Origin of the sequence: Autumnicola patrickiae (assembly GCF_031846525.1) — a bacterium.
Lineage (GTDB): Bacteria > Bacteroidota > Bacteroidia > Flavobacteriales > Flavobacteriaceae > Autumnicola > Autumnicola patrickiae.
Map to the genome: position 1 here is coordinate 349,971 of NZ_JAVRHM010000001.1, position 17,311 is coordinate 367,281.

Consider the following 17,311-nt stretch of genomic DNA (forward strand, 5'->3'; position numbering starts at 1 on the left):
AGAAAGGTTGTCTTTATATGGCAACCTTTTTTTGTTGAAGATACTGTAGGTCGAAAACTGGCATTGTTGGTCTATAACTTATCTCCTGAATTTAGTTCTGACTGGAAACAAAGAGACACCTCAAAAATGGCGATTATCGACCTAGTCACCCTGAGCCTGACGAAGTGCAGTCTCCAACTTTTTTTCTGCTCTAAATGATAATAAAGAGGCATCTCAAAAATGACTATTATTAATTTAAGTATGCTCTCTGTGCATTTAACAGCATCTAAAGGTTAAAAAAGTGTCTATAGGCTCCTCTACAAGCAAACACAGTTTCTTTACTTAGTATTTAATCTCAACAAATTCTCCAGAGCTCATAAAGGCACCAGAACTATAAACTTTTTCTTATTTTGCTGTCTCAAATCAATCTCAATGTACAGGCAGCTCATACTTCTTTTTCTTATAATTTCTTCATCTTCAGTTTTAGCACAAATCACCGGAAAAGTTACCGATACCCGCGGCGAAGCTTTGTCGTACGTAAATGTATATACCGATAATGGGCATTTTGGGACCACCACCAATGAGAACGGAATTTATAGCTTAAAGACGTCAAAACCGGGAACTTATAACCTTATATTCCAGTTTTTGGGATATAAAAGTGTGAAAAAAGAGGTAAATGTTCAGGAATTTCCTTTTGAATTAGATATTTCGATGACTGAAGAGACCACGAGCCTTTCTGAAGTTACTGTAGATGCCAATGAGAATCCTGCAAATGCTATTATAGAGAAAGCGATCCAATTTCGTGAAGAAAATGCTTCAAAAGTTGAAGAATATACCGCAGATTTCTATTCCCGCGGACTGTGGAGAATAAAAGATGCACCCGAAAAAATACTGGGACAGGAAGTTGGGGATTTAGGAGGCAGTCTTGATTCCACCCGCAGCGGTATTGTGTATTTAAGTGAAACTATTTCAGAAATTGCTTATCGAAAACCAGATGATTTTAAAGAAAAGATCATTGCTTCCAAAGTGAGCGGGGATGACAACGGATTTAGTCTCAACTCTGCGCAGGAAGCTTATTTCTCCTTTTACCAGAACACTATTGAAATCAACAGTGAAATAGTTTCTCCAATTGCAGATTATGCATTCAATTACTATCGCTACAAGCTGGAAGGTACATTCTATGATGATAATGGCCATTTAATCAATAAGGTTAAAGTAACTCCCAAACGTCCTGAAGACCGTGTCTTCTCCGGTTATATTTATATCGCAGAAGATTTCTGGCAAATATTTGGAGTGGATCTCGAAACAACAGGAAAGGCCATTCAGGTTCCTCCAATTGAAACCCTTCAGTTTAAGCAGAATTATAAGTTTTCTGAAGAGAATGGCTTTTACATTCAGATTTCACAAACAGTGGATTTTAAATTTTCCATGTTTGGGATCTCCGGAGACGGCAGGTTCACTGCAGTTTACAGCAACTACAATTTTCAGCCAGATTTTAATGCGCGTATTTTTGGAAAAGAAGTTCTTGCTTTTGCCCCTGCAGCAAACCTGAAAGATTCAATTTTTTGGAAGAATTTGAGACCGGTGCCCCTCACTTCCGAAGAAAGAAATGACTACGAAAAAAAAGATAGCATCCAGGAAAAAAGACAATCCCGACAGTACCTTGACTCTATTGATACCGAAAGGAACACGTTAAAAATCACAGATCTTTTAACGGGTTATAACTATAACAATTCCTTTGAAAAAAGAAGTTTCAGCATTAGTTCCCCCATCCTTGGAGCAGGATATAATACAGTGCAGGGATGGAATACTTATGTAGATTTGGAATTTCACCAAAGCCAGTCTGATAATAACACAGAATACTGGAGCATCTTTTCTGAATTAAATTACGGATTGGCCGATAAAAGATTTAGAATTAACGGTGGTGTTGAAAAAAAATTTAATGCAATTAATAATACTACCCTGAAGATTTCCGGTGGTGTTGAAACTGCACAAATTAACACCCGGGAACCAATTAGAAGAATCGTTAACACTGCCGCCACGCTTTATTTCGAGCGCAACTACATGAAATTGTACGAGCGCTCTTTTGCAGAAATCAATTTTAGTCAGGAATTATTTAATGGTTTTAATTTAAATTCAAACTTTTCTTTTGAAGAACGCACACCTTTAACCAATTCTACAGACCGTGTACTTATAGATTGGGATGATGTGGAATATACCTCTAACAATCCGCTACAGCCAGATAATTTTGGCTCTGTTCCATTTGAAGAGCACCAGATTTTCAAGTTGAATATTTCCGGAGAAATTAATTTTGGTCAGAAATATATGAGTTATCCAGACAGGAAGTTTAATATTCCGAATGAAAAATATCCAAAACTGATCCTTGCTTACGAAAAAGGTTTTGGGGCTACTGCTGAAAATTACAATTTTGATCAATTTAAGGCGCTTGTGATCCAGCAGGTAAGTCTTGGCAATAAAGGAGAATTTGGTTACAGTGCAAGTGGCGGCACCTTTTTAAATGCTGAAGATATTGCTCTTGTAGACTATCAGCATTTTAATGGAAATCAGACGAGGATTGGCTTTGGAAGCTATCTTCAAACTTTTAACCTGCTTCCCTATTATGCACTAAGTACAAACCAAACGTATGCAGAAGGACATCTGGAGCATAATTTCCAGGGCTGGATTTTGGGAAAACTGCCTCTTATAAATAAACTGAATTTTAATTTACTTCTTGGTGCTCATGCGCTGTACACGCAGGAAAACAAACCATATTCAGAATATTCTGTAGGTATAGATAACCTCGGATTTGGCAAATATCGGTTCTTGCGGCTGGATTATGTAGTCTCTAACCAGGATGGAAATCGGGACGGGGCAATTATCTTCGGACTCAAATTTTAGAAAAAGAAGAGCCGGACAAAAGTTTTGAATTCATTCAGGGAAATTCAAATTTAAGTCCGGCCAGTTAAATATTGGTAAGCGAAGTCTATTCTTCTTCGTCTTTCGTTTTTTCTTCAGCAGATTCCTTAGAAAAATCTGTAAATCCGTTCTTGATCAACAGGTTGTACCATTGGATAATCTTCTTAATATCGCTCGCGTATACCCGGTCCACATCGTATTCCGGAAGAACTTCAGCAAAATAATCTTCCAGCTTTGCTTTAGAAGATTTGTGGTCTATTGCCTCTCCCCCATCTTCCTTTTCTTTAATCTTCTGAAGCACCTCTCCTAACGGAACTTCTTCAGTATAAGTATAAATAGCTATTTCGCTTAGCACACTTACATTATGGCGCAAGTTCACAGATATCTTCTTCCCGTCCACGATAGAAGTTGCAATAAACCCTCCGCGGGTTTGTGCATTCATTTCGTATAATCCCGGTTTACCTGAGATTGCCAGTATTTTTTCTAAACCCATAGTTCCTTTTAAATTTGGGTGGCAAATATGATATTCCTGCCCCAATTATCAAAATGATTATCTGCCTTTTTTCATCTCCGGAAAACGCATCTTATATTCAATGCTGATTTTTCCTTTTGAAATGTTACCTAGCTTACTTTTTATAAGTCGTTTCTTTAAACTGGAAAGCTTATCTGTAAACAAAATTCCTTCAATATGATCATATTCATGCTGAATCACCCTTGCGGCCAGTCCGGAATAACTTTCCTTATGCGTATTAAAATCTTCATCCTGATATTCAATCACAATATCCGGCTTTCTAAAAACGTCTTCCCGAACTTCAGGAATGCTGAGGCAACCTTCGTTAAAAGCCCATTCTTCACCTTCTTCCTGAATAATCTTTGGATTAATAAAAACTTTTCTAAGATTAAGAAGCTGTTCTTTTTCCTTTTCATCCAGTTCTTCATCTTCTGCAAAAGGCGCAGGATCTATCATGAACATCCTTACCGGTATTCCCACTTGTGGCGCGGCCAATCCCACCCCATAGGCGTTATACATCGTATCCCACATATTATTTATTAACTCTTCCAGTTTAGGAAAATCTTCAGGAATTTCTTTTGCTTTCTTCCTTAAAACCGGATCTCCATAAGCTACAATAGGTAAAATCATTTCTATTAGTTTAAAGTTTAAAGTTCCAAGTTTAAAGTTTAAGGCAGAGCCTCTTCACTTTTCACTCTTCACTTTCAGCCCTTAATCATTTATAAAGGTATGTTTGTAATATTATCGTAGCACTAATTTCATCAACCAGTGCCTTATCTTTTCTCTTCTTCTTGGACATCCCGCTATCAATCATGCTCTGAAATGCCATTTTTGAAGTAAAGCGTTCGTCTACTCTTTTCATTTGCATCTGCGGAAATTTTTCAGAAAATTTCTTTAAAAACTCCTGAATGTGAACTTCACTTTCTGAAGCCGAATTGTCCATTTGCTTCGGCTCTCCAATTAGCACGAGCTCCACATTTTCTGATTTAAAATAGGTCTCCAGGTAAGGTAACAACTCTTTAGTAGCAACTGTGGCAAGCCCTGAAGCTATAATCTGCAACTCATCTGTAACTGCAATGCCTGTACGCTTTACACCATAATCCAGTGCCAAAATCCGGGCCATATCAAAAATTTGCACAAATGTAAGGTTTATATCACTATGCATCCAAAATTTAGCTATAAGCTGTTATCTTTGCTAAAAACATTTAAGAATGGATCAATTACAAGCAAAAATTACAGAAGCCTGGGGAAACCGGGACTTACTTCAAAATAAAGAAACAACAGATGCTATACGTGAGGTCATCGAACTTCTTGACCAGGGAAAGCTTAGAACAGCAGAACCGACAGCAAACGGATGGCAGGTAAATGAGTGGGTTAAGAAAGCAGTGGTATTGTATTTCCCTATTCAGAAAATGGAAACACTTGAGGCAGGAATTTTTGAATATCACGATAAAATGCCTTTAAAAAGAGGTTATAAAGAAAAAGGCATCCGTGTAGTTCCAAATGCAGTTGCACGACATGGTGCTTATATTTCCAGCGGAGTAATTATGATGCCAAGTTATGTAAATATTGGTGCTTATGTAGACGAAGGAACTATGGTGGATACCTGGGCCACAGTAGGAAGTTGTGCCCAGATAGGCAAGAATGTACACCTTAGCGGTGGCGTTGGAATTGGGGGAGTTTTAGAACCTTTGCAGGCCGCTCCTGTTATTATTGAAGATAATGCATTTTTAGGCTCCAGAAGCATTGTGGTAGAAGGAATACGGGTGGAAAAGGAAGCCGTACTTGGTGCAAATGTGGTGCTTACAGCTTCTACAAAAATTATTGATGTTACAGGTGATGAACCTAAACAGTTTGAAGGTTATGTACCGGCAAGATCTGTGGTAATTCCAGGAAGTTACACCAAAAAATTCCCTGCTGGTGAATACCAGGTCCCTTGTGCTCTTATTATTGGGAAACGAAAGGAAAGCACCAATAAAAAAACATCGCTGAATGATGCTTTAAGGGAGTACAGCGTAGCAGTCTAATTCCCCCAGCCCCGACTAGAAGGGGAGTAAAAAAATTAAAAAACGTAAAAAGTTCCTCCTTTGGAGGTATCTAGGGAGGAATGAAAATACTTGTAATACAGCAAAAAATGATTGGGGATGTCCTTACATCCTCAATCTTATTTGAAGCCCTTCGGAAAGAATATCCAAAAGCGAAATTGCATTATCTAATTCATCCGCACACTACCCCTGTTGTTGAAAATAACCCCTTTATTGACAAAATTATAACCTATGATCCTCAACTAAATAGAAATCCCCTTGGTTTTCTAAGGTTTTCTAGCAGGATCAGGGAAAATAATTATACTGCTGTTATTGATGTATACTCCAAAATAAGCACAGGCATGATTAGCCGTTTTTCAGGAGCTGTTATCAGATTGAGTTTTGAAAAAAAGTATACCAGCGTTCTATATTCCCGTACTTTTAGATATCTCACCACTCCTAAAACGGCAGCAGGATTAGCAGTAGAAAACAGAATGCAACTTTTACAAGGCTTAAATAAAAACTTCCCCCAAGAATTAAAGCCAAAAATCTACCTATCTGAGAGTGAAAAACAGGCAGCCCGTGAGAAGCTTAGAAAAGCAAACATGGATATGGAAAAACCTTTGGTAATGTGTGGAGTTCTTGGAAGTTCACCGTCCAAAAGCTACCCCCTTAAATTTATGGCTACAGTTTTAAATGAGCTGGCTGATACTTTAAATAATGTTCAAATATTATTTAATTACCTGCCATCCCAGAGAAAAGAAGCGGAAAAAATTTACAATTACTGCTCTGAAGAAACAAGATCACGAATTTTTCTGAATATCTATGAAAAGGAATTAAAAGGCTTTATCTTGAACTGCGCCAACTGTGATTTATTTATTGGAAATGAAGGCGGTGCTGCAAACATCGCCAAAGCACTTGAAATCCCTACCTTTTCTATTTATTCCCCTTCTGTTAAAAAATCATATTGGGCAATATATGAAGATGGCTTGCAAAACAAATCTATACATTTGGAAGATTACCCGATTGAAGAAAGAAATCCTAAAAATAACAAAGGTTTAAAACCCGAATATTTCCTACATGAATTGAGAGATTTCGTTACTGAAATTTTCCTTAATAACTCAAAAATAAAGAAATGATCATAGGCTACGAAGCAAAAAGAATTTTTCATAATGCTACGGGTTTAGGTAATTACAGTCGGGATTTAATTAAAATCCTGAGTAAACTGTATCCGGAAAACAGCTATAATTTGTACAATCCAAAGCCTGGGAAAATTTCTATTCATGATCCAGGAAAAACCGTAGAAGAAAAACTGCCTCGAAAAAAATTAGATAAGATCTTTAAAAATTATTGGAGAAGAAAGAACATTATCAAAGATCTTAAAAGAGATAAAATTGAAGTTTTTCACGGACTGTCTGGCGAAATTCCTTTTAACTTGAAAGAGAATAACATCAAAAGTGTAGTTACTATACATGATTTAATTTTTTTACGGTTTCCGGAATTTTATTCGTTTCTGGACAGATATATATACAAAAAGAAGTTTCTGCATGCCGCCCGGAAAGCCGATGTTGTTATTGCTGTAAGTGAACAAACAAAGTCCGATATTGTTGAATTTTTAAGCATTGATGAATCAAAAATAAAGGTGATCTACCAGGGTTGCCAAAAAGAATATAAAACACGCTACCAATCTTCAGAAATAACAAATTTTTGTAAAGAAAAGAAAATACCCGAAAATTATATTCTTAATGTGGGAACTGTCGAAAGCAGGAAAAATATTCTTTCAGCGATAAAAGCAATTAAAGACATTGATACTCATCTCGTAATTGTAGGCTCCTTTACGGCATATAGCAAAAAAGTAAAGGAATATGTTGAACAGGAGCAATTGCATGAAAAAGTAATTTTTTTAGGCGGACTTAGCACCTACGAACTTGCCTTACTTTACCAGGGAGCAAAAATTTTTATTTATCCTTCTCTTTTTGAAGGCTTCGGAATTCCAATTATTGAGGCTCTTTACTCGCAAACACCAGTAATAACCACAAATTACGGCTGCTTTCCTGAAGCTGGAGGACCTGATAGCATATATGTTGATCCCAAAAATATTTCCGAAATTTCAGAAGCTATTCATTCTCTTTTAAATGATCCAGCAAAGAGGAAATTCATTTCAGAAAAAAGCTTTAACTATGTGCAGAGGTTCAATGATGAAAATATTGCTTCGCAAATAATTTCTTTGTATAAAGATCTGCTGAAATGAAGATCATTCACGTTAATCTTGCAAAAACCTGGCGGGGAGGCGAGCGGCAGGTAGCTTTGCTTATGCAGGGATTACATGAACAGGGAATACAACAGGTACTTGTTTGTAGAAAAGGAAGTGCGCTAGAGGAAGAAGCAAAAAAGAATAATATTACCTGTTATTCCTTTAATACTCTGCCATTCTTGCCGCTCTTTCAGTCACGTGTCTTTAGAAAACTGGAAAAAAAAGGGTATAAAATTATACACTGTCATGAATCCAGGGCTCATACGTTTGGCATTCTTGGAAAAATTTTCTGGAGTAAAGATCAAAAGCTAATTTTACATAGACGGGTTATTTTTCCTATACTTAAAAAACCTACTACAGGAATTAAATATTCTGAAAAATACATAGACAAGATAATATGTATTTCCAGGGCCGTGGAAACCACTGTAAAGGAAAGTATAGGATTTCAGAACACAATTGTTATTCCAAGTATGATAAATTTGGATTCTGAAGAAATTCAAAAATATGAATTGCGGGAGAAATGGAAAATAAAAACCAGATTCGTAATAGGTTACATTGCTGCTCTTACTGAAGAAAAAGATCACATTACATTTTTAAGAACTGCAAAACAGCTCTTAGAGCAACACCGGAAGGATATTCATTTCGTTATAATTGGGGAAGGACCGCTTAAAGAGGATTTAATACAGTTCGCCCGGAAAAGCGGAATATTGAAGTATGTAACTTTTACAGGTTTTGTCAAAAACATCTCGGGTGCTATACAAGAAATAGATCTTCTTCTCTTCACTTCTGTTGCTGAAGGTTTGGGAAGTACCATTCTTGATTTCTTTGTAGCGGGCAAACCGGTAGTGGCCACGAAGAATGGTGGTTCTGAAGAACTAATTACAAATGGAAGAACCGGATACTTATGCGATGTTGGCGATTTTGAAACATTAGCAGAACGTGTAAATTTTTTACTTGAAAATCCAAAGAAAAAAGAGGAGATAATAAAAGAAGCCCGGTCTTTCTCAAGGCAGTTTGGTATTTCCAGTGTAACTTCAAAAATTGTAGAAGTTTATAAAGAGGTATTATGAAAGTAAAAAAAATTCTGGTAACCGGGCAGGAAATAGACACACGCTACAACAGGACACTTGTAATTCTCAACGGATTAAAAAAACTTGGATTTGAAATTATAGAATATAATTTTAAAAAATTCGATAAAGAATCTGCGAGAAAAATCAGAGAGTTAAGCGCAGAAGCCTATTTCACCTATATACCCAGTTTTGGGCATAAATCTGTAAGTTTTGTAAAGAAGAATTCTGTTTGTGATGTAGTGTTTGATCCTCTTATCTCAAAGTACATGACAAATATAAAGGATTATCGTCTTAGTAATCCCTATGGCTACGAAGCTTTTAGATCTAAATACCGGGACAGGAGTTCAGTTCGTAAAGCAGACTTTGTGATTTTTGATACCTATGCGCACCAGGATTACTTTATCAAAAATTACAAGCTTGATATTCAGAAGACGGGAGTTGTACATATTGGTGCGAATTTGCCGGACAATCAAGAGAAAGCCCCTACAATTTCCAAACTGGAAGGAATATTTAGAATTGGCTTTGTTGGCCATTTTATTCCCTTGCAGGGGGTGGTACGTATCTTAGAAACCGCCCGCTTAATGAGCAACGAAAAAGATGTAGAGTTCTTCTTTATCGGTAAAGGGTTCGAGTTTGAACTAGCAAAAAAATATGTAGAAGAACATCAGCTAAACCGGGTTGTTTTTGAAGGAATGGTAGATTATAATGCCTTGGAGAGCTACATTAAAAGCTTCGATTTGTGCATGGGTATATTCGGAAATACTTTAAAGGCTGACGTAGTGATTCCAAACAAAATTTTTAATTACGCTACTTATGCTAAGCCGGTAATCACCATGGAATCCCAGGCTATTAAAGAAGTTTTTACTCATAAGGAAGATATTTATCTTTGTAAACCCGGGGCCGCAGCTATGGTGAAGGCAATTCAGAATTTAAAAGAAGATACTCTTTTAAGAAAAAAGCTCGGAGACAATATCTTCAAAACGGTAATGGAAAAACATGACGAAAAACAAACCGCAACCTCTTTACTGGATCAGTATAAAACCTTTAAAAACCAGTCTTAACAGGGGGATTTACTGAAGCCTAAGTATTAATCCTTCTGACTGGTCATTCGCAAGTACTTATCCATTACTGCCAAACTTATTAATTGCTCTCTCTCCTCATCCAAAAACTGCGAAACATATTGATTGGCATTTTTAATTATTTTAAGAGCCTCCTCTTCATGCTCTATATAATATTTTAAACGTTCTTCCAGATCGGAATAATCATCTTTTATTTTTATATAATGGTAACCCGGAATTAATTTTCCTTCCATAAACCACGTTTCATATTTAGGTTCCGGCATTACAGCAATAGAATTAGAAAACATAATCCATTTTAGGTTACTGGCAACATCATTACCCTCTAAAGCCAGGATAAACTTAAATTTAAAATGATAATGGATCGTATTTTTTTCTACCTGCCATGCTTCAGGAGTCTTTTTGTTCCACCTCCCTACATTGCCTAAATCACACATAGGATTTCCAAAATATTTTTCTAAAAAATCTATCCTGTGTGGCTTGTTCTCAATTTTTCCTCTAAAAATTAGTTTATTATCTTTTTCATTAAACTTCAGTTTGTCTTTTACAAAAATAAAATGCCGCACTTTTACAAGTTTTAGAATAACCGAATTTTCGTTATTCCCGTGTATAGGTCGACTTTTTACTATTGATGGAATTTCAGGAATATAAGTGATATCACCGGGCAAAAAATTCCACTTATAATCTCTACGGAACCAGGAGATAACATTATAAGCATCTAAAAAATAAACCGATTTTACCTTTTCGCTCTTTTTTAAATCCTTAAAAGCAGAAGAAAAAGAACAGGTCCTTTTTTGAGAGAGTTTGTTATAATAATTTACCCTGGAGCGGATATATTCTGAATCTTCTCCTGAACTTAAAGCTTTAAGTTTAGCTTTCAACCGAATTTGAAAAAACAATTTAGGAAGGAAAACCTTAGTGTAATTGCTAATATAATAGGGCAACTTTGGATTTTTACCCGAGAAGAAAATGTACTTTAAATCCATTTTTTTAAATTCAGGTTTAGCTTTTCTTCAACAATTTATTCTTGAAATTCCTTTTCTTTTGCCTCTTAGCAAAAAATGACTGATTAAAATGCCACATTTTTTCAAAAATTAATAAAGACGGTTGCTTCGCAAGTCTGGCATATTCTTCTGCCATAATCTCATAAATAGCTTTATCCCGCGATAATCTTTTAAAATTCTGCATTCTTTCAGAAAAATTCAAAGATTTAAAATTCATCCGATTCAAATCCACAAGATAAAACTTGTATCCTTCAGCTGAAATTTTAATTAAAGTATTACCGGGAGAATGATCTAAAAATTGGATATTCTTCTCATGTAATTCAAAAGTAAAGCGGGTAAAGGCCCTCAGGATTTCTTCATGTCCACTTTTTCTCAAATCCAGGTCCCTGAAAGTCAAATCATAATCCAGATGCTCACTTATATAATAACTCTTCTCTAAAGATAAAGAAGTAGTTTCTTCAGCATAAGCTATAGGTGCCGGTGTGTTTATTCCCCTGTTTATAAGTTCCCTGGCATAATTATAAGATCTTTCTGCCTTAGATTTCCGGAAAAAGCGATAGGCCACCCTGTTTATAAGATTAGGAATTTGAAACGCCTTAATATTGATCTCCTGTCCCTCAAAATCAATTACTTTTAATACATTTCTTTTTCCGGTACTTATATCCCGACCTCTATTTTTGAGATTATTGATAATTCCTATAAGCTCTTTTTTTTTTGGAGAATAGTCTTCGTTAACAATTAGCTTCATACAAAAATACCGGAGGTTTTAGCAAAGTTAACTTTTTGATTTTATATGAGGTTTAGCATTTGTTAAATCGTGTCTGTCAAAAATTAAATTCTTTAGAATTTATCCGCACTTCCATTGAAGAACTTTTTTAACTTCAGCTTAAATAATTTAAATCTGTAATTTTTTCTATGTTTCGCCAGGAAATAGAACCAGCCATTGCTTCTCCTTATGTCGCCATCTAAATAGGTGTATCTTTTGAAATTGTTCTTCCAAAGCACATAATCAAAACTTAGCTGATCTCTTTTGGTATAATTTTCCACAAAATACCACCAGTCTTCCATTAGCTTTATAAGTTCAGCATCATTATGCTTTCTCATTAAAACTCCCGAAGATATGAGTCCATTATTTTCGGGATATTTTTGTTCTTTCAGAAAAGTTATAAGACGCTGCATCCTTTCGGGTGAATCTTTGAAATAGCCTTGCTTATCCTGCAGATTTAAAATAGCCTGATATTCTTCATATGCGCAATTACGGGCATCATCACATTGATTATGATCAAAAAAGGCCAATACTATTTCATCTCGCAGTTTTTGCTCCAGTAGTTTCACCGGATTTTGAAGAACCAAAAAATTACCATCTATATAAATGCTCTGTTTATATTTTGACAGATGCTTATGTGCCATTATTTTGTGCCAACGGGCATCTAAAGTTGGATCTTCAAACCTTCTTTCTACGACAATTACTTTCCAGAACTTGCATTTAAGCGGGGTATCTGTAAAACATACATAATCAACACCGACATACTGAGGCTGCGGAATCAAGCCCTCATAATTGCCAAATATCGCAGTATAGATAACTGTTTTTGAACTCATGTTGCTCAATGCTATTTTGAAAAAGCAGATTTATAACTGTTGCAAATATAGCCATAGCATAAAGGAGTAAAGAAGAGTTCTATGGGAATTCCTCATTTATCAGCCATAAAGAAGTAAACTGGCGGCGAAAAACATATAAAAATCTTGTGCAGGGAATCTTTAGGCGTGGCCTCGAAAATTATCAATATCGTCCTTTATACATGAATGGATACTTTTTTTAAAAAATCTTTATTTCAAAATGAATTATCCCTTAAAAGTCGTTTTTTTGTCCTGAAACAAATCCACAATATATGATTTCTATAATTACCGGAATTTACAACCAGAAATCAATGAACGAACTTTTCTATCAGACTTTGGTAGAAAATACCTATCATCCTTTTGAACTTATCATTGTAGATAATAATTCTACCGATGGAAGCAAAGAATTTTTTGCACAAAAAGACAATGTGGTTTTAATAGAGAATAACGGCAATTACAATTATCCTTATTGTCAGAATATTGGGCTAAAGAAAGCAAAGCACGAATTGGTCTGTTTCTTTAACAACGATATCCTCGTTTCATCAAATTGGGACGTAAAGGTTATGGAAATCTTGAAAAAAGAAAAAAACATCAAGGTTTTGTCGGTCGCAACAAATGACCATGTTGAAAGTAAACCAGCACAAAAGAAGATAGCTCGAAAATGGAAAAAAATTAAATATCCCATTCAAACCATATTTGGTAACAACAAAATGGCTTTAAAACTAATGGCCTATTTAATGTACGGAGAATTTCAGAAGTTTGCTGAGAAAAGATTCTCTAAATGGGGTTATCAATTAATTGAAGGTTATAGCGGTTCTGCCATAATTAGCACGAAGAAATTTATGGAGTCTATTGAACTATGGGATGAAAGAATCCAGGCAGCAGATTACGACTTGTTCAACAGGGTGAAAAAGATTTCCCTTACAGATTCCTCTGTTTCGCCAATAGCTTTGGCACTTGGCATTTATTTTCACCATTTCCAGAGATTAACCTACAAAACAAAGTTCCCGCCATTCAAAAACCAATCAATCATGATGAGCCTTACAGAAAAATGGGGCAAGGAAACAGATGAGCTAAGAAAGGATATAGTTGGTTAGCAGAAATTCTATAACTCAGTTCTTTTTGTTTTGTAAAAGATGATAGACACTATACAAATAATAAATAAATTAAAGCAAACCCCAGGATCAGAAGATTTTTTTACTGAAGAGGCTTTTAAACTAAGAGTTACACTAACATATGATAACCATTCTTCATTTATCGGCCGTAAAGAAATGGGGTGGAGGCGAAAAACACATTGAAACCTTGTGCAGGGAACTTCCCGACGTGACCTCAAAAATTCACAATATCGTCCTTTGTACTAAAGAATTACGCTTCAGCAAAGATTTTTACAAAACGGATCCTGAAATAATTCCTGCTCCTTTATCCTTCAAAATGGACCCGCGATTTATAGCAAAGATCATTCGCGTCTGCAAACAGAAAAAGATCGATATTGTGCATATTCATGACAGCACCGCATTAACGCTTTATGTTATAGCGAACCAATTAGCTTCCCTTCCTCCGGCTGTTTTTAGTAAAAAAACATCTTTTCCAATACGCCCAAGAAAGCAGACCCTCTTTAAGTACAATTCCCCTCAAATAGAAAAGATCTTTTGCGTATCTAAAGCCACTGCCGCGATTGCTTCAGAGAATATTGAAGATAAAAACAAGATTTGCTGCATTTATCACGGCACCAACCTAAAGGATAAAGATACAAGCACTCCGTTCATTCTTCAGGATAAATTGCAGCTAAAAAAAGGAACCCGAATTATCGGAAATATCGCCAATCACATCTGGCCTAAGAGCTTGGAGACTTTTATTCTTGTTGCAGAAGAGCTTATCCATAAGCAGCAGCTAAAAAACATTCATTTTGTTCAAATTGGTGAATTTTCAAGCCTCAGCCCTCCCCTGCTAAAAATGATAAAAAAGCTGAAGCTGGAAGAACAGGTAACTTTTATGGGGAAACTTGAAAACGCTGCTAATTTTATTCCGCAGTTCGATTTAAGCCTGATGACATCGCAAAGTGAAGGTGTTCCGCAGTTTATATATGAATCTTTTTACCATCAGATTCCGGTGGTAAGCACAGATGTCGGAGGGATTTCTGAAGTTATTGAACATGGAGTGAATGGATTACTTGCCCCGGCTTTTGATGTTAAGAAATTGGCCGCACATATCGTATCTTTGCTGAATAATCAGCAGGACCGGAAAAATTTTGTCCGTATTTCACGACAAAAACTGGAAAGCAATTTTACTTCAGCAATAATGGCTGAAAACACATATTCTGAATATAAAAAAGTATTAAATGAAAGATGATTTTAAATCTGAATCCCAGGAGGCAATTAACGTATTAAAGCGCGGCGGACTTATTCTCTACCCTACCGATACCGTTTGGGGAATTGGTTGTGATTCTACAAATCCTGAGGCTATTGAAAAGGTTTTTGCACTGAAGAAAAGAAGTGAATCGAAATCGCTTATCTGCCTTGTTTCAGATTTTAAAATGTTAAACGAATATGTAGAAGATGTTCCTGAAGTGGCTTACGATATTCTGAAATATGCTGCCAAACCTACTACTATAATTTATGACGATCCCATTCGGGTGGCCGAAAACCTCATCGCCGATGATAATACTCTTGCCATACGCGTCACCAAAGACAAATTTTGTAAAGAATTAGTGCGAAGATTCCGCAGGCCGATCGTTTCTACTTCAGCAAATATCAGCGGAGAAAAAACTCCGGAATCCTTCTCTCAAATAGCTCCGGAAATTTTAAAAGGTGTGGACTATGTAGTAAATTTGCACCAGTCAAAAAAAAGCACAAAACCGTCTGCAATTATTAAGTTAAGTAACGACGGAAAGGTGAAAGTGGTGAGGAAGTAGATTTTTTTTCGTCACGAATCCACGAATAATGTCAAACATCTTATATAAAGAAGAAAGCTATAGCATCATAGGATGCTTATTTGATGTATATAATCATCTTGGAAGCGGCTTTTCAGAAATCGTTTATAAAGATGCCCTCCAAATAGAACTGAAAGCGAAAGGAATTTCTTTTGAAAGGGAAAAGCAATATTCTGTCATATATAAAGGTCATGTTCTGAATCATAAATTCTATGCAGACTTTGTAATCGAAAACAAAATAATTCTGGAAATTAAATCAATAGAAGCTATAAATGATAAACATGTAGGACAATGCATCAATTACCTAAAGGTGTCTGGATGTCGATTGGCAATATTAGCCAATTTCCAAAAAGACTTACTAGATCATAAAAGAATAGTTCTTTAAAAACTGGTATTACCTTACCAGGTCTTACTAGAAAAATGAGAATATAATCTAGACCCTATATTTTGCTACAAAGAAAACATTCGTGAATTCGTGGTGAAAAATGAGAAAAATTAAAATCAGTGAAAAACTATAAAGAAGCCTTAGATCATAAAATATTTAATGTAATCTCACTTGCTGCAGAAGAACTGGATGTGGACAGCTACGTTATCGGAGGTTTTGTGCGTGACCACCTTCTGCAGCGTGGCGATCCTAAAGATATAGATGTGGTCGCCGTGGGAAGTGGGATTGAACTTGCCAAAAAGGTTTCAGAAATATTACCCCATAAACCAATAGTCCAGGTCTTCAAGAATTACGGAACCGCAATGCTGCGGGCTTTCGATATGGAAATCGAATTTGTGGGAGCCAGGAAAGAAAGTTACCGCGAAGACAGTAGGAATCCCATTGTGGAGAATGGAACGCTGGAAGACGATCAGAACCGGCGTGATTTCACGATAAACGCACTTGCCTTAAGTCTAAATAAAAATAATTTTGGGGAACTTCTGGATCCCTTCAACGGACTCGAAGATTTAAAATCCCAGATTATCAGAACTCCGCTTGATCCTGATGTCACGTATTCAGACGATCCTTTGCGGATGTTAAGAGCGATTCGTTTTGCCGCACAGTTGGGCTTCAGAATTGAAAAAGAATCTCTGAAAGCGATCCGGGAAAACAAAGACCGGATTAAAATAATCTCCAGAGAACGCATCGTCGACGAGCTGAACAAAATATTACTTTCAGAAAAACCTTCAGTTGGTTTTGCATTACTTCATAAAACAAAACTTCTAAAACTGATTCTTCCTGAACTCACCGCCCTGGAAGGAATAGATGAAATTGAAGGGCAGCGTCATAAGGACAACTTTTGGCACACCCTGGAAGTAGTGGACAATATTTCTGAAAACACAGATGACCTTTGGCTAAGATGGGCTGCGCTTCTTCATGATATTGGAAAGGCACCTACCAAAAAATTTCATAAGAAAATCGGCTGGACCTTTCACGGACACGAATTTGTGGGCGCCAAGATGGTCTTCAAATTATTTAAGCGTCTCAGAATGCCATTGAACGAGAAGATGAAGTTTGTTCAAAAAATGGTCCTTATGAGCTCGCGTCCCATTGCTATTGTAGATGATAACACTACAGATTCTGCTGTGCGCAGACTCGTTTTTGATGCCGGTGATAATATTGAGGATTTGATGACGCTATGTGAAGCAGATATTACCACTAAAAATCCGAAACGCTATAATCAGTACCACAACAACTTTAAAATAGTAAGGCAGAAAATAAAAGAAGTTGAAGAAAGAGATCATGTGCGGAATTTTCAGCCTCCGGTAAGTGGAGAAGAAATTATGGAAACCTTTGATCTAAAGCCTTGTAGAGAAGTGGGAATAATTAAAGACGCGATAAAAGAAGCTATTCTTGAAGGAGAAATCCCTAACGAATATGATGCAGCACATGACTATATGTTGAAAAGAGGAAAAAAACTTGGGCTGCAGCCGGTTAAACAATAATC

General features: G+C 36.2%; 17 protein-coding genes. 11 read left to right on the plus strand and 6 right to left on the minus strand.

What is annotated here, in order from left to right:
- The first annotated feature begins 411 nt into the window (after positions 1-411).
- Complete coding sequence (locus RM549_RS01615) at positions 412-2,877, plus strand: DUF5686 and carboxypeptidase regulatory-like domain-containing protein (protein WP_311680010.1); 2,466 nt, start codon at positions 412-414, stop codon at positions 2,875-2,877.
- An 85-nt stretch (positions 2,878-2,962) separates the two neighbouring features.
- Here the strand turns inward: RM549_RS01615 and RM549_RS01620 are convergent, their stop codons facing one another.
- The 3 genes from RM549_RS01620 to ruvX form a co-directional block, all read right to left on the minus strand.
- A complete protein-coding gene (locus RM549_RS01620) occupies positions 2,963-3,388 on the minus strand; it encodes a DUF5606 family protein (RefSeq protein WP_311680012.1) in 426 nt (141 codons plus the stop codon).
- A gap of 57 nt (positions 3,389-3,445) precedes the next feature.
- Entirely contained in the window at positions 3,446-4,036 is a 591-nt protein-coding gene (gene def, locus RM549_RS01625; protein ID WP_311680014.1) for a peptide deformylase, read from the minus strand.
- An 85-nt stretch (positions 4,037-4,121) separates the two neighbouring features.
- Positions 4,122-4,529, minus strand: coding sequence for a Holliday junction resolvase RuvX (ruvX, locus tag RM549_RS01630; protein ID WP_311680676.1), 408 nt, complete (start codon positions 4,527-4,529; stop codon positions 4,122-4,124).
- Positions 4,530-4,617: 88 nt separating this feature from the next.
- Between ruvX and RM549_RS01635 the strand changes: the two genes are divergently transcribed.
- The 5 genes from RM549_RS01635 to RM549_RS01655 all read left to right on the plus strand — a co-directional run bounded on the left by RM549_RS01635 (position 4,618) and on the right by RM549_RS01655 (position 9,815).
- Entirely contained in the window at positions 4,618-5,433 is an 816-nt protein-coding gene (locus tag RM549_RS01635) for a 2,3,4,5-tetrahydropyridine-2,6-dicarboxylate N-succinyltransferase (RefSeq protein ID WP_311680016.1), read from the plus strand.
- Positions 5,434-5,513: 80 nt separating this feature from the next.
- The gene (locus RM549_RS01640; RefSeq protein ID WP_311680018.1) at positions 5,514-6,569 is read left to right on the plus strand and encodes a glycosyltransferase family 9 protein; all 1,056 of its coding nucleotides are present in this window, start codon (positions 5,514-5,516) and stop codon (positions 6,567-6,569) included.
- Positions 6,566-7,681, plus strand: a complete 1,116-nt coding sequence (locus tag RM549_RS01645; protein WP_311680020.1) for a glycosyltransferase family 4 protein — start codon at positions 6,566-6,568, stop codon at positions 7,679-7,681. Before RM549_RS01640 ends, RM549_RS01645 begins: the two co-directional genes overlap by 4 nt.
- The gene (locus RM549_RS01650) at positions 7,678-8,754 is read left to right on the plus strand and encodes a glycosyltransferase (RefSeq protein ID WP_311680022.1); all 1,077 of its coding nucleotides are present in this window, start codon (positions 7,678-7,680) and stop codon (positions 8,752-8,754) included. Before RM549_RS01645 ends, RM549_RS01650 begins: the two co-directional genes overlap by 4 nt.
- Positions 8,751-9,815: a glycosyltransferase gene (locus RM549_RS01655; protein WP_311680024.1), complete on the plus strand. Its 1,065-nt coding sequence runs from the start codon at positions 8,751-8,753 to the stop codon at positions 9,813-9,815. Before RM549_RS01650 ends, RM549_RS01655 begins: the two co-directional genes overlap by 4 nt.
- A gap of 26 nt (positions 9,816-9,841) precedes the next feature.
- Here the strand turns inward: RM549_RS01655 and RM549_RS01660 are convergent, their stop codons facing one another.
- The 3 genes from RM549_RS01660 to RM549_RS01670 form a co-directional block, all read right to left on the minus strand.
- Positions 9,842-10,816 (minus strand): glycosyl transferase family 90, encoded by a 975-nt coding sequence (locus tag RM549_RS01660; protein WP_311680026.1) that lies wholly within the window; start codon positions 10,814-10,816, stop codon positions 9,842-9,844.
- Positions 10,817-10,832: 16 nt separating this feature from the next.
- Positions 10,833-11,582 (minus strand): lipopolysaccharide kinase InaA family protein, encoded by a 750-nt coding sequence (locus RM549_RS01665; RefSeq protein ID WP_311680028.1) that lies wholly within the window; start codon positions 11,580-11,582, stop codon positions 10,833-10,835.
- A 92-nt stretch (positions 11,583-11,674) separates the two neighbouring features.
- Positions 11,675-12,433 carry a glycosyltransferase domain-containing protein gene (locus RM549_RS01670; RefSeq protein ID WP_311680030.1) on the minus strand — a complete coding sequence of 253 codons (759 nt, stop codon included), beginning with the start codon at positions 12,431-12,433 and terminating at the stop codon, positions 11,675-11,677.
- A gap of 290 nt (positions 12,434-12,723) precedes the next feature.
- Here RM549_RS01670 and RM549_RS01675 point away from each other — a divergent pair, with 290 nt between their 5' ends.
- From RM549_RS01675 to RM549_RS01695, 5 genes are all read left to right on the plus strand, one after another.
- Positions 12,724-13,548 carry a glycosyltransferase family 2 protein gene (locus RM549_RS01675; protein WP_311680032.1) on the plus strand — a complete coding sequence of 275 codons (825 nt, stop codon included), beginning with the start codon at positions 12,724-12,726 and terminating at the stop codon, positions 13,546-13,548.
- 139 nt (positions 13,549-13,687) lie between these two features.
- The gene (locus RM549_RS01680) at positions 13,688-14,800 is read left to right on the plus strand and encodes a glycosyltransferase family 4 protein (RefSeq protein ID WP_311680034.1); all 1,113 of its coding nucleotides are present in this window, start codon (positions 13,688-13,690) and stop codon (positions 14,798-14,800) included.
- Positions 14,790-15,362, plus strand: a complete 573-nt coding sequence (locus tag RM549_RS01685) for an L-threonylcarbamoyladenylate synthase (RefSeq protein ID WP_311680036.1) — start codon at positions 14,790-14,792, stop codon at positions 15,360-15,362. The genes RM549_RS01680 and RM549_RS01685 overlap by 11 nt, the downstream gene beginning before the upstream one ends.
- 28 nt (positions 15,363-15,390) lie before the next feature.
- Positions 15,391-15,765 (plus strand): GxxExxY protein, encoded by a 375-nt coding sequence (locus RM549_RS01690; protein WP_311680038.1) that lies wholly within the window; start codon positions 15,391-15,393, stop codon positions 15,763-15,765.
- A gap of 119 nt (positions 15,766-15,884) precedes the next feature.
- Complete coding sequence (locus RM549_RS01695; RefSeq protein WP_311680040.1) at positions 15,885-17,309, plus strand: CCA tRNA nucleotidyltransferase; 1,425 nt, start codon at positions 15,885-15,887, stop codon at positions 17,307-17,309.
- Positions 17,310-17,311 lie beyond the last annotated feature (2 nt).